General features: G+C 66.5%; 14 protein-coding genes. 6 read left to right on the forward strand and 8 right to left on the reverse strand.

Features of this window, described 5'->3' with window-relative positions; all coding sequences use genetic code 11:
• Positions 1–16: 16 nt before the first annotated feature.
• The 3 genes from RTK35_RS18505 to gcl are packed head-to-tail and all read right to left on the reverse strand — an operon-like array spanning position 17 to position 3542.
• Positions 17–907: a 2-hydroxy-3-oxopropionate reductase gene (locus RTK35_RS18505; protein WP_316908677.1), complete on the reverse strand. Its 891-nt coding sequence runs from the start codon at positions 905–907 to the stop codon at positions 17–19.
• Positions 908–923: 16 nt separating this feature from the next.
• Positions 924–1706: a hydroxypyruvate isomerase gene (hyi, locus tag RTK35_RS18510; RefSeq protein ID WP_069560408.1), complete on the reverse strand. Its 783-nt coding sequence runs from the start codon at positions 1704–1706 to the stop codon at positions 924–926.
• A 60-nt stretch (positions 1707–1766) separates the two neighbouring features.
• Complete coding sequence (gcl, locus tag RTK35_RS18515) at positions 1767–3542, reverse strand: glyoxylate carboligase (protein ID WP_107331130.1); 1776 nt, start codon at positions 3540–3542, stop codon at positions 1767–1769.
• Positions 3543–3879: 337 nt separating this feature from the next.
• Here gcl and RTK35_RS18520 point away from each other — a divergent pair, with 337 nt between their 5' ends.
• Complete coding sequence (locus RTK35_RS18520) at positions 3880–4320, forward strand: GlcG/HbpS family heme-binding protein (protein ID WP_044404282.1); 441 nt, start codon at positions 3880–3882, stop codon at positions 4318–4320.
• Between the two features lie 133 nt (positions 4321–4453).
• The gene (locus tag RTK35_RS18525) at positions 4454–5890 is read left to right on the forward strand and encodes an RtcB family protein (RefSeq protein ID WP_316908678.1); all 1437 of its coding nucleotides are present in this window, start codon (positions 4454–4456) and stop codon (positions 5888–5890) included.
• 7 nt (positions 5891–5897) lie between these two features.
• Here the strand turns inward: RTK35_RS18525 and RTK35_RS18530 are convergent, their stop codons facing one another.
• A complete protein-coding gene (locus RTK35_RS18530; protein WP_044404288.1) occupies positions 5898–6527 on the reverse strand; it encodes a TetR/AcrR family transcriptional regulator in 630 nt (209 codons plus the stop codon).
• Positions 6528–6748: 221 nt separating this feature from the next.
• On the opposite strand from RTK35_RS18530, the gene moaA reads away from it, so the two are divergent.
• The 4 genes from moaA (at position 6749) to RTK35_RS18550 (ending at position 10642) form a co-directional block, all read left to right on the forward strand.
• Positions 6749–7744, forward strand: coding sequence for a GTP 3',8-cyclase MoaA (moaA, locus tag RTK35_RS18535; RefSeq protein ID WP_107330378.1), 996 nt, complete (start codon positions 6749–6751; stop codon positions 7742–7744).
• Positions 7745–7890: 146 nt separating this feature from the next.
• The gene (locus RTK35_RS18540) at positions 7891–9249 is read left to right on the forward strand and encodes an 8-oxoguanine deaminase (RefSeq protein ID WP_316908679.1); all 1359 of its coding nucleotides are present in this window, start codon (positions 7891–7893) and stop codon (positions 9247–9249) included.
• A 47-nt stretch (positions 9250–9296) separates the two neighbouring features.
• Complete coding sequence (locus RTK35_RS18545; RefSeq protein WP_316908680.1) at positions 9297–10088, forward strand: substrate-binding periplasmic protein; 792 nt, start codon at positions 9297–9299, stop codon at positions 10086–10088.
• Between the two features lie 104 nt (positions 10089–10192).
• Positions 10193–10642 (forward strand): PA2169 family four-helix-bundle protein, encoded by a 450-nt coding sequence (locus tag RTK35_RS18550; protein ID WP_316908681.1) that lies wholly within the window; start codon positions 10193–10195, stop codon positions 10640–10642.
• Positions 10643–10702: 60 nt separating this feature from the next.
• Here RTK35_RS18550 and RTK35_RS18555 read toward each other — a convergent pair whose 3' ends face one another.
• From RTK35_RS18555 to RTK35_RS18570, 4 genes are all read right to left on the reverse strand, one after another.
• The gene (locus RTK35_RS18555) at positions 10703–11524 is read right to left on the reverse strand and encodes an outer membrane protein OmpK (RefSeq protein ID WP_236212444.1); all 822 of its coding nucleotides are present in this window, start codon (positions 11522–11524) and stop codon (positions 10703–10705) included.
• A gap of 505 nt (positions 11525–12029) precedes the next feature.
• The gene (locus RTK35_RS18560; protein ID WP_316908682.1) at positions 12030–13373 is read right to left on the reverse strand and encodes a nucleobase:cation symporter-2 family protein; all 1344 of its coding nucleotides are present in this window, start codon (positions 13371–13373) and stop codon (positions 12030–12032) included.
• A gap of 223 nt (positions 13374–13596) precedes the next feature.
• Complete coding sequence (locus RTK35_RS18565) at positions 13597–14868, reverse strand: urate hydroxylase PuuD (protein ID WP_316908683.1); 1272 nt, start codon at positions 14866–14868, stop codon at positions 13597–13599.
• A gap of 51 nt (positions 14869–14919) precedes the next feature.
• Complete coding sequence (locus RTK35_RS18570) at positions 14920–15423, reverse strand: ureidoglycolate lyase (RefSeq protein ID WP_316908684.1); 504 nt, start codon at positions 15421–15423, stop codon at positions 14920–14922.
• Positions 15424–15489: the final 66 nt, after the last annotated feature.

The raw sequence follows: 15489 nt of genomic DNA on the forward strand, positions 1-15489 counted from the left end.
CCCGGCGGCAAACGCCTTACTCCTTGCGGATGGAGAAGTTGGCCATGTGCTCCAGGCCCTTGATCAGCGCGGAGTGGTCCCAGCCGCTGCCACCCAGGGCGGCGCAGGTGCTGAACACCTGCTGGGCGTTGGCGGTGTTGGGCAGGTTGAGGCCCAGTTCGCGGGCGCCGGAGAGGGCGAGGTTGAGGTCCTTCTGGTGCAGGTTGATACGGAAGCCTGGATCGAAGGTGCCCTTGATCATGCGCTCGCCGTGCACTTCGAGGATCTTCGAGCCGGCGAAGCCGCCCATCAGCGCCTCACGCACCTTGGCCGGGTCTGCACCGTTGCGGGCGGCGAACAGCAGGGCCTCGGCAACAGCCTGGATGTTCAGCGCGACGATGATCTGGTTGGCCACCTTGGCGGTCTGGCCGTCACCGCTGTCGCCGACGCGGGTGATGTTCTTGCCCATGGCCTGGAACAGCGGCAGGGCGCGTTCGAAGGCATTCGGGCAGCCGCCGACCATGATGCTCAGGGTCGCGGCCTTGGCGCCGACTTCACCGCCGGAGACGGGGGCGTCGAGGTAGGTGGCGCCGGTGGCCGTGATCTTCTCGGCGAAGGCCTTGGTGGCAGTGGGGGAGATGGAGCTCATGTCGATCACCACCTTGTTCGGGCCCACGCCTTCGGCGATGCCGTCCTTGCGGAACAACACGTCTTCGACCTGCGGGGTGTCCGGCACCATGACGATGATGAACTCGGCTTCCTGGGCTACTTCGCGGGGGTTGGCCAGGGCGATGGCGCCGGCCTCGACGAGCGCGGCAGGGGCCTTGTCATGGTGGTTGGAGAGGAACAGCTGGTGGCCGGCTTTCTGCAGGTTCTGCGCCATGGGCAGGCCCATGATGCCGGTGCCGATGAATCCGATCTTGGCCATGTGGAATACCTCGTTATTAGATGGCGTTGTGGGTTTTCAGCCAGCCCAGGCCGGCGGCGGTCGTGGTGGCGGGCTTGTACTCGCAGCCGATCCAGCCCTGGTAGCCGATGCGGTCGAGGTGCTGGAAGAGGAAGCGGTAGTTGATCTCGCCGGTGCCCGGTTCGTGGCGGCCGGGGTTGTCGGCCAGCTGCACGTGGTGGATGGCGGGGAGGTTGCGTTCCAGGGTGCGGGCCAGGTCTCCCTCCATGATTTGCATGTGGTAGATGTCGTACTGCAGGAACAGGTTGGGGCTGCCCACCTTCTCGCGGACATCCAGCGCCTGTCGGGTGGTCTGCAGGTAGAAGCCGGGGATGTCGAGGGTGTTGATCATCTCCATCACCAGCGTGATGCCGGCGGCTTCGAGGCGCTCGGCGGCGTATTCGAGGTTGTTGAGGAAGGTGTTCTCGATCACCTCGCAGCTGTGGCCTTGCGGGCGGATGCCGGCCAGGCAGTTGACCTGCTTGTTGCCCAGGACCTTGGCGTAGGCGATGGCCTTGTCGACGCCGGCGCGGAATTCCTCGACGCGATCGGGGTGGCAGGCGATGCCGCGCTCACCCTTGGCCCAGTCGCCGGCGGGCAGGTTGAACAGCACCTGCTCCAGGCCGTTGGCGTCCAGGCGGGCCTTGATCTCCTCGGCCGGGTAGTCATAGGGGAAGAGGTACTCGACGCCGCTGAAGCCGGCTTCGGCGGCGGCGGCGAAACGGTCCAGGAAGTCCACCTCGGTGAACAGCATGGACAGGTTGGCAGCGAAACGGGGCATGAAGATTCTCCTCGGTAGACGCCCCTCTCCCGCCACGAACGGGAGAGGGGCGGTGGCTCGTCAGTCCAGCAGCGAGATGGCAGTGGGGGCGTCGGCGCCGGTCAGGGCCAGCTCTTCGAACTCGTTGACGGCATTGATCTCGGTGCCCATGGAGATGTTGGTGACACGCTCCAGGATGACCTCCACCACCACCGGTACGCGGAACTCCGCCATCAGCTTGCGAGCCTGGGCGAAGGCGGCCTGCAGGTCGTTGGCGTCGAACACGCGGATGGCCTTGCAACCCAGGCCCTCGACCACGGCGACGTGGTCCACGCCGTAGCCGTTCAGCTCCGGTGCGTTGACGTTCTCGAAGGACAGCTGCACGCAGTAGTCGATCTCGAAGCCGCGCTGCGCCTGGCGGATCAGCCCCAGGTAGGAGTTGTTCACCAGCACGTGGATGTAGGGCAGGTTGAACTGCGCGCCGGCGGCCAGCTCCTCGATCATGAACTGGAAGTCGTAGTCGCCGGAGAGGGCGACCACCTGGCGCTGCGGATCGGCCTTGACCACGCCGAGGGCGGCGGGGATGGTCCAGCCCAGCGGGCCGGCCTGGCCGCAGTTGATCCAGTGGCGCGGCTTGTAGACGTGCAGGAACTGGGCACCGGCGATCTGCGACAGGCCGATGGTGCTGACGTAGCAGGTGTCCTTGCCGAAGAACTCGTTCATCTCCTCGTACACGCGCTGGGGCTTCACCGGCACGTTGTCGAAGTGGGTCTTGCGCAGCAGGGTGCGCTTGCGCTCGCGGCAGGATTCGACCCAGGCGCTGCGATCCTTCAGCTTGCCGGCGGCCTTCCACTCGCGGGCGACTTCGAGGAAGGCGTCCAGGGCGGCGGCGGCGTCGGAGACGATGCCCAGGTCGGGGGTGAACACGCGGCCGATCTGGGTCGGTTCGATGTCCACGTGGATGAAGCGGCGGCCCTGGGTGTAGACGTCCACGGAGCCGGTGTGGCGGTTGGCCCAGCGGTTGCCGATGCCGAACACCAGGTCGGACTCCAGCAGGGTGGCGTTGCCGTAGCGGTGGGAGGTCTGCAGGCCGCACATGCCGGCCATCAGCGGGTGGTCGTCGGGGATGGTGCCCCAGCCCATCAGGGTCGGGATGACCGGCACGCCGGTCAGCTCGGCGAACTCCACCAGGCGCTCGGAGGCGTCGGCGTTGATGATGCCGCCACCGGCCACCAGCACCGGGCGCTCGGCGTCGTTGAGCATCGCCAGGGCCTTCTCGGCCTGGATGCGGCTGGCGCTGGGCTTGTTCACGGCCAGCGGCTGGTAGGCCTCGATGTCGAATTCGATCTCGGCCATCTGCACGTCGAACGGCAGGTCGATCAGCACCGGGCCGGGGCGGCCGCTGCGCATTTCGAAGAAGGCCTTCTGGAAGGCGTAGGGCACCTGGCCCGGCTCGAGGACGGTGGTCGCCCACTTGGTCACCGGCTTGACGATGTTGGTGATGTCGACGGCCTGGAAGTCCTCCTTGTGCAGGCGGGCGCGAGGTGCCTGGCCGGTGATGCAGAGGATCGGGATGGAGTCGGCGGAGGCGGAGTACAGGCCGGTGACCATGTCGGTGCCCGCCGGGCCGGAGGTGCCGATGCACACACCGATGTTGCCCGGGTTGGTGCGGGTGTAGCCCTCGGCCATATGGGAGGCGCCTTCGACGTGGCGGGCCAGCACATGGTCAACACCGCCGATCTTGTTCAGGGCGGCGTACAGCGGGTTGATCGCGGCGCCGGGTACGCCGAACGCAGTGTCGACGCCTTCGCGGCGCATCACTAGAACGGCAGCCTCGATTGCTCTCATTTTGGCCATGTTTTGTGCCTCGTTTATTGTGAAAATTGTATACAAGTCGTGTTGGCGGATTCTATTCAGGCGTTCGAGAACGGGTCAAGAAGATTTCCAGGGGAGATGGACGAAGGGATCGCTTTCTTTAAAACGCCCGTTTGACGCGGGGTTGAGGCTGGCTATCGGCTACCGCTCATCTTGTTTGTATACAAAAAATACGATCATTGTATTTTTGTGTTGATTTTTTTGTATTGCCTGATTTACTCCGGCGAATGCCTCCAGCAGCGCCTGACGAGCAGGGCCTGATGCCCCTTGGGTGCGCTTAGGAGCGACCGGACCATCATCTGATCGAGGAAGCCTCGCCATGAGCACCCTGTCCCTGGAAACCGCCATGAGCATCACCCACCGCGCGCTGGAGGCCGGGCGCGCCCTGCGTGCCGCGCCGCTGACCATTGCCGTGCTCGACGCCGGCGGGCACCTGATCGCCCTGCAGCGCGAGGACGGCGCCAGCATGCTTCGACCGCAGATCGCCATCGGCAAGGCCTGGGGCGCGGTGGCGCTGGGCAAGGGCTCCCGGCTGATTGCGGCGGACGCCCAGCAGCGCCCGGCCTTCATCGGTGCCGTCAACCACCTGGCCGACGGCAACCTGGTGCCGGCTCCGGGGGGCGTGCTGATCCGCGACCCGGCGGGGGAGGTGATCGGGGCGGTGGGCATCAGCGGCGACACCTCCGACATCGACGAGCAGTGTGCCGTCTCGGGCGTGGAGGCGGTCGGGCTGAGGGCCGACGCCGGCCTGCCGGCCTGACTTCCGGCGCGCCGGGGCTTGCGACGAAGCCGTCGCAAGCCTAGGATGCGCGCCGTCCCTTCTGCTGCTGACGGACATGCTGCATCGCCCTGATCGGGCGGTGCCTGTTTTCGTCCATCGAAAAAGCAGCGTCATGAACAAGACCCCTTTCAAGCGGATCCAGCAGAAGCTGGCCCGCAGCGGCGTGGCCATCAGCCGCGTCAACGGCAATACCCTTTCGATCGCTTCCCTGAACCGCGCCGGCCTCGACGCGCGCATCCTGCTGCCCGAATCCCTGCCCATCGAGGAAAAGGCGGTGCAGCAACTGCTCGACTTCGCAGGCGTCCGCCATCCGTTGGGTGGCGAGGTGCGCTGTGCCTGTGCGACGCCGGACTTCCATGCCGGCACCAGCATCCCGGTCGGTGCGGTGATCGTCACCAGCCCGGACATGGTGATCCCGCAGAGCATCGGCACCGACATCAACTGCGGCATGCGCCTGCACCGGCTGGGCCTCGACTACGAGCGCTTCCTGTCACGCAAGGCCGATTGGGTGGAGCGTGTCCGCGGCGACCTGCTGGACGGCACCCGCAACATTCCCACGGCGCCGGGCGACATGACGGCGCTGTTCGCCGGCGGGCTGGGCGACTTCTGGGCGTCGCTGCGCCAACGGGGCGAGCGCGAGGGGCTGTTTGGGCACCTCGACTACGCCCAGGTGATGGCGGAGCTGGCGCAGTTGCACCCGTCGTCGTTCGAGCGCGGCGAAGCCCGCCATGCGCCCGCAGCCCTGCAGGACCCGGCCCGCCCGCGCCTGCGCGATCCGGGCCTGGGCACGGTGGGTGGCGGCAACCACTTCGTCGAGGTGCAGGTGGTGACCGAGCTGGTGGACCGCCGTGCCTGCTTCGAGCGCGGCCTGTCGGTGGGGCAGGTGGTGCTGATGATCCACACCGGCTCCCGCGACGTGGGCTTCCATGTCGGGCGGCGTTGGATGGACAAGGCCCGCGAGCTGTGGCCGAAGGGCATCCGCCACCCCGAGTCGCGGGTGTTCGCCCTGCTCGGGCCCATGGCCGATGAGTACCTGGCGGCAATGCATGCGGCCGCCCATTACGCCGACGCCAATCGCGCACTGATCGCCGAGATGGTGCGCCAGCGCACCCGCGAGGTGTTCGGTGCGGACATCGAGGCGCCGCTGCTGGTGGACGTGCCGCACAACATCGTGCTGCGGGAGTCGGTGGGCAACGTCCATCGCAAGGGCGCGACGCCATCCTATGCCGGGCAGGACCTGCTGATTCCCGGCAGCATGGGGCACGACTCCTACCTGCTCAGTGGGCTGGGCAACGCGCAGTGGCTGCGCTCGGCCAGCCACGGGGCGGGGCGTTCGATGTCCCGCAGCGAGGTCCGCCTGCAGGCGCGTCGCGCACCGGATGGGCTGGGGTTGGACCGGGTGCAGTGCATCACCCGTCGCGAGGAGCGGCTGATCGAGGAGGCGCCCGGCGCCTACAAGGAGATCGGCGAGGTGGTGCGTGCCCAGGTGGAGGAGGAGACGGTCGCGGTGATCGCCCGCTTCAGCCCGATCCTCACCTTCAAGGCGTGAGGGGTGGTCAGGCGCTCTGCCGCTCGGGCGCCGGCTTCACCTCGCAGCCATTGAGCACCAGGCGGATGATGGTGTCGGCGGCGGCGTCGTAGTCGGCGTCGCTGAGGCTGGCCTTGCCGGTGACGACGGAAATCTGCCAGTCGAAGTCGGCGTAGGTCTGCGTTGCGGCCCAGATGCTGAACATCAGGTGGTTGGGATCGACGGGCGCCATCAGGCCCTGGTCGATCCAGCCCTGGATGCAGGCGATGTTGTGGCGGGCCTGCTCGTTGAGTTGCGCGGTGCGCTCGGCGGACAGGTGCGGCGCGCCGTGCATGATCTCGCTGGCGAACACCTTGGAGGCGTGGGGCAGGTCGCGGGAGATGCGGATCTTGGAGCGGATGTAGGCCCGCAGTACCTGGTCCGGGTGGCCGCCTTCGTTGAACGGATGGGAGGCTGCCAGCAGGGGCTCGACGATGCTCTCGAGCACTTCCCGGTAGAGGTTTTCCTTGGACTTGAAGTAGTAGTAGACGTTGGGCTTGGGCAAGCCTGCCTTGGCGGCGATGTCACTGGTCTTGGTCGCGGCGAATCCCTTGTCGGCGAACTCCTCGCTGGCCGCGCTCAGGATCAGCTCTCTATTGCGCTCGCGAATACTGCTCACATCTGCTCCTTGGTTCACTCGCCGAGGGCCCTCACGGTCGGCTGGCGAGCGGGCGGGCATGGTAGCACCGGCTTTCCCGCGCTCTCAAGCAAGCTACGGGCAGCCTTTTGGCGGGTTCCGGCCCCGCATTCCTGTATACAAAAAGTGTTTTTTCTGCTCTTATCTGCCGATCCGTCCATGCCGCCGGGTCCCGACCGGCGCGTGCTGCGGCAGGCTTCAAGATGCCAGACCACACCTTGCGCGACCCCTTCGGTCGCTCCATCACCTACCTGCGTCTTTCGGTCACCGACCGGTGCGATTTCCGTTGCACCTACTGCATGAGCGAAGACATGGTCTTCGCGCCGCGCGCCCAGATCCTCAGCCTCGAAGAGCTGTACACCGTCGCCGATGCCTTCATCGGTCTGGGCGTGAAGCGCATCCGCGTCACTGGCGGCGAGCCGCTGGTGCGCAAGGGCCTCACCGGGTTGCTTGGCCGTCTGGGCCAGCGTCGCGAGCTCGACGACCTGGCCATCACCACCAACGGTTCGCAGCTGGCGCATATGGCCGCCGACCTGCGCGGTGCCGGCGTCACCCGGCTGAACGTGAGCCTCGATTCCCTGCAGCGCGAACGCTTTGCCGCCTTTACCCGGCGTGATCGGCTCGATCAGGTGCTGGCGGGCATCGATGCGGCGCGTGGGGCCGGCTTCCGGCGCATCAAGCTCAACAGCGTGGTGCAGAAGGGCCGCAACGATGACGAGGTGGAGGACCTGGTGGCCTTCGCCGTCGAGCGCGGCCTGGACATCAGCTTCATCGAGGAGATGCCCCTGGGCAGCATCTCCAGCCATGAGCGCAAGGTCACCCTGTGCACCTCGGACGAGGTGCGCGAGCGGGTGGCGCAACGTTTCGAGCTGCTGCCCAGCAGCCACCGCACCGGCGGCCCGTCGCGCTACTACCAGGTGGTCGGCAGCGACACCCACGTCGGCTTCATCTCACCCCACAGCCGCAACTTCTGTGGTGATTGCAACCGGGTGCGGGTCACCGCCGAGGGCAAGCTGGTGCTGTGCCTGGGCAGTGACGGCGCGCTCGACCTGAAGGCATTGATCCGTCGCCATCCCGGCGATTCGGACAGGCTGCGCTCGGCCCTGGTGGAGGCGCTCCGGCTCAAGCCGGAACGGCACCACTTCGAAGCCGACCAGCAAGTGCAGGTGGTCCGCTTCATGAGCGCCACCGGCGGCTGATCGAGACGCCGGACCGCTTCCCGCATTCCCCCTGAACCGCTGAGTGCCCTGTCGGGCGCTGGGTTGGGCTGCGGCCGGCCTTTCGATTCGCCGACTGACCATTCCCTGAACAACAAGATCGCCCACGAGGGCGGAGGAGAGTACGCATGGGCAAGACATTGCTGGTGAAGAACGCCGACCTACTGGTCACCATGGACGGCGAACGCCGCGAGATCCGGCAGGGCGGCCTGTTCATCGAGGACAACGTCATCCGCCAGGTGGGGCCGAGTGCCGAACTGCCCCAGAGCGCCGACGAGGTGCTGGACATGACCGGCAAGGTGGTGATCCCCGGCCTGGTCAACACCCACCACCACATGTACCAGAGCCTCACCCGTGTGGTGCCGGCCGCCCAGGACGGCGAGCTGTTCAACTGGCTGACCAACCTCTACCCCATCTGGGCACGGCTGACGCCGGAGATGATCGGGGTGTCCACCCAGACGGCCATGGCCGAGCTGATCCTCTCCGGCTGCACCACCTCCAGCGACCACCTCTACATCTACCCCAATGGCTGCAAGCTGGACGACAGCATCCACGCCGCCCGCGAGATCGGCATGCGCTTCCACGCCGCCCGCGGCAGCATGAGCGTCGGTCGCAGCCAGGGCGGCCTGCCGCCGGATTCGGTGGTGGAGAAGGAGGCGGACATCCTCAAGGAGTCCCAGCGCCTGATCGAGGACTACCACGACGCTTCCCACGGTTCGATGCTGCGGGTCGTGGTGGCGCCGTGCTCGCCCTTCTCGGTGAGCCGCGACCTGATGCGCGAGGCCGCCGTGCTGGCCCGCCAGTACGGCGTCTCCCTGCACACCCATCTGGCGGAGAACGTCAACGACATCGCCTACAGCCGCGAGAAGTTCGGCATGACCCCCGCCGAGTACGCCGAGGACCTGGGCTGGGTCGGCCATGACGTGTGGCACGCCCACTGCGTGCAGCTGGACCAGCATGGCATCGACCTGTTCGCCCGCACCGGTACCGGTGTCGCCCACTGCCCGTGCTCGAACATGCGCCTGGCCTCGGGCATCGCGCCGATCCGCCGCATGCGCCATGCGGGCGTGCCGGTGGGCCTTGGTGTGGACGGCTCGGCCTCCAACGACGGCGCCAGCATGATCGGCGAGGTGCGCCAGGCGCTGCTGCTGCAGCGGGTCGGCTTCGGTCCGGACGCCATGACTGCCCGCGAGGCGCTGGAAATCGCCACCCTGGGCGGTGCCAAGGTGCTCAACCGCGACGACATCGGCGCCCTGGCGCCGGGCATGGCGGCAGACTTCGTGGCCTTCGACCTGGGGCATGTGGCCTATGCCGGGGCCCATCACGACCCGCTGGCTGCGCTGGTCTTCTGCACGCCGACCCAGGTCTCCACCAGCGTGATCAACGGGCGGGTGGTGGTGCGGGATGGCCAGTTGCTGACGGTCGACCTGCCCGTGGTGCTCGAGCGCCACAACCGTCTGGCCCGCCAATTGGTGACCGGTGAATGAGGCGCCGCAGGTCGACTCCCGGCAGGCTCGCCTGTGCGGGCTTGCTGATGGGCGTGCTGCCGCTGGCGGCGCAGGCCCAGGGCTATGTGGTGGGGGTCGAGAATCTGGCCTTCCAGCCTCACTACCAGCTCGATGAGAGCGGGCAGTACCGCGGCTTCGGCCGCGACCTGCTGGACCTGTTCGCCCGCAGCGAGGGCCTGCAGCTGGAGTACCGGCCATTACCGGTCAATGAGCTGGCGCAGCGGGCGGCGGCGGGGGAGGTGGACCTGCGCTACCCGGACAACCCCGAGTGGGCTGGTGCGGCGGCGCCCGGGTATGCGCCCACCTACAGTGCACCGGTGGTGGCCTACGTGGATGGCGTGCTGGTGGACCCGCGACACGCTGGTCAGGGGCTCGACGGTATCCGTCGGCTGGCCCTGGTGAAGGGCTGGACGCCCCGGGGCTACCAGTCGCGTATCGAGGCGGGGCAGGTCCAGCCGGTGGAGGCCCGTGACCTGCGGCAGATGATCAACCAGACCCTGCGGCGGGACACGGATGGCGCCTACTTCAATGTGGTGGTCGCCACCTATTACCTGGACAACGTCCGGGCCCGCCCGGGTGCGCTGGTGTTCGACCCTTCGCTGCCCCACACCCGCAGCCATTTCCACTTGTCGTCCGTACGCCACCCCGAACTGGTGCAGCGCTTCGATCGCTTCCTGGGCGAACACGCACAGGAGGTGGAGGCATTGAAGGCCCGCTATCGCGTGGAGGCCAACCTGGACTCGGCCTACATGGGCATGGAGCAGTGGAAGGTGGACTTCCTCGAACGGCAGAAGCGCAAGGAGGCGCAAGGGCAGTAACGCCGGTGGGCGAAAAGCTTGAACCGTCCCTTTGGTCGCCCGGTCCACCAATACGAAGGCCGGGCGACCGCCGGCCGCCCGTCAACCGGAAAGAGGACTGCACGATGAACAACGAGCACGCCATTGATGCGTTGAACGAACTGATCGAAACCAGCAAGGACGGTGAGAAGGGCTTCCTCGAATGCGCCGAGCACGTGAAGGCCCCACAGCTCAAGGCCACCCTGACCGAGCGCTCGCGGGAGTGCGGCCGTGCCGCCGCCGAGCTTCAGCAGATGGTGCGCAGCCTGGGGGGTGAGCCCGAGTCGTCCTCCAGCGTGGCGGGTGCCCTGCATCGCCGCTGGGTGGACCTCAAGGCGCTGGTGACCGGCAAGAGCGAGGAGGCCATTCTCAACGAGTGCGAGCGTGGCGAGGATGTGGCGCTCAAGCATTACCGCGAGGCGCTGGGCAAGGAGCTGCCGACCGAGGCGCGCACTTTGGTCGAGCGGCAGCTGCTGGGCGTCCAGCGCAACCATGACCAGATCAAGGCGCTGCGCAACCTTGCTCGCGCCAGCTGATCGAAGCGGTTTCAAGCGAGGGGACGGCGCGCAGGCGCCGTCCCCTTTTTCATGGCGCGATCAGAAGTGCACCTTGACCAGCAGGCTGGCGGTGTTCTGGTCGGTGCCGCCGAGGATCGTGTCACCCAGGTAGCTGTTGTCGTCGATGCCGTACTTGTTGCTCCAGTAGTCGTACTCGACACCCACGTAGAGCTGCTTGGCGCCCAGGTCCAGGGCCTTGCCCAGGTCGTACTTGATCTGCGGATTGAAGTGCAGGTTGGCGTGCAGGTCGTTGGGGCGGTTGGTGGTGGCGTCCTTGTTGTTCCAGACCCAGTCCATGAAACCGTCGATGAGGATGTCGGACTTGCCCACCGGCACGGTGTAGGACCACACCGGGGTGACCTGCCACTGGCCGGACGGGTTCTTGGTGATGCCGTCGGGCTTGCGGTAGTAGAAGTTCAGCTGGAAGTAGTCGAAGCCGGGCAGGGCCAGGTCGAAGCCCGGGCCGAGCAGGTAGTTCTGGTTGCGGTTCTCGCCACGCTCGTAGGTGGCGGCCAGCAGCACGTCGGTCACGGGGCCGAAGGCGATCTTCTGGTCGAACAGCTTGCCGAAGGACAGGCGCGGGGAAATCTCGCCGTAATAGGTGTTGTTGCCGGCGTTGGCGTCGGCCTTGCCGTTGTAGTTGATCTGGTCGACGAAGAGGAACAGGTCGCCCCAGGTCCAGCCGCTGGCGTGCTCGAAGGTGAAGGTCTGCTGGATCTCGGGGTTGACCTTGAAGTCTTGCCCGTAGAGGTAGGTGACGCTGTTGTTCTGCCACAGCAGGGGGCCGTCGGCCAGGGCCTGGTTGCAGGCCAGCAGGCCGGTCGCGAGTGCCAGGCTGGCAGGCAGGAGCTTGGTGCGCATCGTGTTTTCCTTGTTTTTCAGGGCTTCGGTTGGAAATCCCCGCACGCGTCGCCGCACCTCGTGGAGCGCGAGGTGGCTAGGAGGGGGAAGGTGCTTGACCCGGTCAGGCCGAGTCGGGGAGGACGCCGGACGGGCTGTTTCCGTCCGGGTGGAACCTGGGCGCTGGAGCGCGGGCGTGGAGCGAGAAGGGTGTCGTCTGCATGATCGAGAGGCCTGCCTGTTGTTGTTGTCGGTCTGGGCGTCTATCGGGTGGGTGCGACCGGGATGCGGTTCGATAAGTTGAACGCGGGGTCAGGTTTCGAACTATAGCAGTGACACCTGTTTTTGGTAACAGGAATCGATGATTTTGTGTACAAAAATGGCGAGTGGTCGTGCGGGCCTGAACATGCGTGCGTGAGGTGACCGCTGCGGGGCGAGCCGACAAAAAAAGACCCGCCGGATGGGCGGGTCGGGCAGCCCCGGCGGCACCGGATAGGCGCGCTGCCGGGTGGGAGCAATGGGTGACTCAGTGGGCCGCGTGGCAGTGGCGGGCTCGGTCTTTCTCGCCCAGCACGTTGAACAGGATGTTCAGCAGCAGGGCGCTGAGGGTGGTCATGGCGATGCCGCTGTGGGTGATCGGCTCCATCCAGTGGGGCAGGTGGGCGAAGAGGTCCGGCCTGACCACCGGCGCCATGCCCAGGCCGATGCTGACGGCCACCAGCAACTGGTTGCGGCGGTCGGTGATGTCGGCTTCATGGAGGATCTTGATGCCGGTGGCGGCCACCATGCCGAACATGGCGATGCCTGCGCCGCCGAGTACGGCCGGCGGGATGGAAGCCACCAGGAAGGCGGCCTTCGGCACCAGGCTCAGGGCCAGCAGGAACAGGCCGGCGGCCACCGTCACGTAGCGGCTGCGCACGCCGGTCATCTGCACCAGGCCGATGTTCTGGGCGAAGGACGAATGGGTGAAGGTGTTGAAGAAGCCGGCCACGAAGGAGGCGCCCGCGTCGCAGAGCAGGCCGCGGCGCAGGGCATTGGGGCAGATCTCGCGCCCGGTGATCTTACCCAGGGCGAGGAACATGCCGGTGGACTCGACGAAGATGATCACCGTCACCAGGCACATTGACAGCACCGGTGCCAGCTCGAAGGTGGGCATGCCGAAATGCAGCGGCGTCACCACCTGCAGCCAGGGCGCCTGTCCCAGGCCATTGAGGTCGACCATGCCTAGGCAACCGGCCAGCACATAGCCGATGCCCATGCCGATCAACACCGAGACGTTGACCCAGAAGCCCCGCAGGAAGCGGTTCACCACCAGGATGATGGCCAGCACCAGTGCAGCCACGGCGAGGTACTGGAGGCCGCCGAACTCGGTGACCTTGCTGCCGCCCCCGGCCCAGTTCACCGCCACCGGGAACAGGCTGAGCCCGATGGAGGTGATTACCGTGCCGGTGACCAGCGGAGGGAAGAAGCGGACGATGCGGCTCATGAACGGTGCCAGGACCAAGCCGAACAGCCCGGCGGCGATGGTGGCGCCGAAGATGCCCTGGAGTCCCACGCCGGGCATGCCGGCCATCACCACCATGCTGCCCACGGCAGCGAAGCTGGCGCCCATCATCACCGGCATGCGGATGCCCACCGGGCCGATGCCGATGGATTGCACGAGGGTGGCGATGCCCGCCACCAGCAGGTCGGCGTTGATCAGGAAGGCGATCTCTTCCCGGGAGAGGCCGGCGGCCTGGCCGACGATGAGGGGAACGGCCACGGCGCCGCCGTACATCAGCAACACATGCTGGAGGCCGACCAGCAGCAGCTGCATCAGGGGTAGACGCTGGTCGGCCGGAGCCACAGCGGGGGCTGTCAGTTGGGTCATGCAACACCTCGGGCGCTTTTGTTCTTGTTGAGCCGTCGGGCCCATCGCCTCAGGTCGATGGGCCGGGGTATCGATGCAGCAGCCGGCACAGGCGTGCCGGGTAGGAGGGATAAAGGCGGGGGAGGGAGACGAATCCGCCCCGCCGCGACGCGATAAAAAAGCCTACCCGGAGGTAGGCGAATCGCGGGCCGCAGAGCTTGGGGGAATGCGGCCCGCCGTGGGATCACTCGGTGCGGGCCCCCTGGGCGATCCAGGAGCCGATCAGCTCCCGCTCCTCGGGGGGCATCTGGGTGATATTGCCCAGGGGCATGATCTGGCTGGCCACGGCCTGGGCCTGGATCTTGGGCGCCAGGGCCTGGATCTGCTGGGGCGTGTCGAACATCACGCCAGCCGGTGCCGCCGTGAACAGCGGGCTGGTGGGCTTGGCGGAGTGGCAGACGGTGCAGCGTTCCTGGATCACGCTGTGCACCTTGTCGAACTGCGGCGAGCCGCTGCTGGCGCTGGCCTGGGGCGCCTGGCCGGCGGGCTGTTCGGCAGCCTGCGCGGGTGCGCTGGCCGGAGCCTGGGGCGCGCTGGCGACCGGGGCCGGGGTCGCTGCCTTGTAGTTCGGCGAGGTGACGAAGGCCAGGCAGATCATGCCGAGGGCGCCGGCCGGCAGGGTCCAGGCAAAGCGGTTGCTCTCGTGGCGGGTGTTGAAGTAATGGCGCACGAGGACGGCGATCACCGCGATGCCGGCCAGGATCAGCCAGTTGTACTGGCTGCCGTAGGTGCTCGGGAAGTGGTTGCTGATCATGATGAACAGCACCGGCAGGGTGAAGTAGTTGTTGTGGCGCGAGCGCAACAGGCCCTTGGCCGGCAGGGCCGGGTCCGGGGTGCGATTCTCTTCGATCGCCTTAACCAGTGCACGCTGTGCCGGCATGATGATGCGGAACACGTTGCCGACCATGATGGTGCCGATCAGGGCGCCGACGTGGATGTAGGCGCCACGGCCGCTGAATACCTGGGTGAAGCCCCAGGCCGCGCCGATCACCAGCACGAAGAGGATCAGGCCGAGCAGGGCGGGTTGCTTGCCCAGGGGCGAGTCGCAGAGCAGGTCGTAGATGAACCAGCCGGCGACCAGCGAGCCGATGCCGATACCGATGGCCGCTGCGGGCGAGAGGTCGACGCCGGGTGCGATCAGGTAGAGCGTGGGGTTGAGGTAGAAGACCACCGTCAGCAGGGCGACGCCCGACATCCAGGTGAAGTAGGCCTCCCATTTGAACCAGTGCAGGTTGTCCGGCATTTTCGGCGGTGCCAGCTTGTATTTCTCCAGGTGGTAGATCCCACCGCCGTGGATGGCCCAAAGGTCACCCGAGAGCCCGTCGCGCGGGTTCTTCCGGTTCAGGTTGTTCTCCAGCCAGACGAAATAGAAGGATGCGCCGATCCAGGCGATGCCGGTGATCATGTGTACCCAGCGAATGCTCAGGTTCAGCCATTCGGTCAGATGTGCTTCCACAGTACGTACCTCTTCCCCGGGATCGACACGCCGAACACCGGGCTTCTCTTATTAGTGGTGGGGGTCGAGGACCAGGTGCTCGTCCTCGGTGAAGTAATGCTCGTCGCAGTTGTTGCCTGAACCACTGCGATCAACCACCAGGAAGTCATCCCGCTTTTCGATCGTCAGCACCGGGTGGTGCCAGACGCCGCGATGGTAATTAACGCCCTGCCTGCCATTGGTGAGGAAGGCACGGACCAAGCCCGGTACAGGTGCATCGCCAAGTGGCGCGACCACGACCAGAAAGGGGTTGCCGAGCAGCGGGATGAAAGCCTGGCTGCCCAGCGGATGGCGCTCCAGCATGCGGATTCTCAGGGGCATTTCCAGGGCCTGGGCGCTGAAGATGCTGATGATCGCCAGGTCCTCCGGCTGGGCGGTCTCGACCGTGGCCAGCTTGTGATAACGGCGGGTGGAGCCGTTGTTGATCATGAAGTAATCGCTGCCTTCGGTTTCGATCACGTCACCGAACGGGGCGAAGGCTTCCTTGGTCAGGGGCTCGATCTTGAGGATTCGCATGGCTGCTCTACTGATTCGTTTCAGGTGCCCGTGCCGGTAGGCGCGGGAGGAATGGGGCGCCCGGGT

Origin of the sequence: Pseudomonas sp. zfem003 (genome assembly GCF_032621675.1) — a bacterium.
Classification (GTDB): Bacteria; Pseudomonadota; Gammaproteobacteria; order Pseudomonadales; family Pseudomonadaceae; genus Metapseudomonas; species Metapseudomonas otitidis.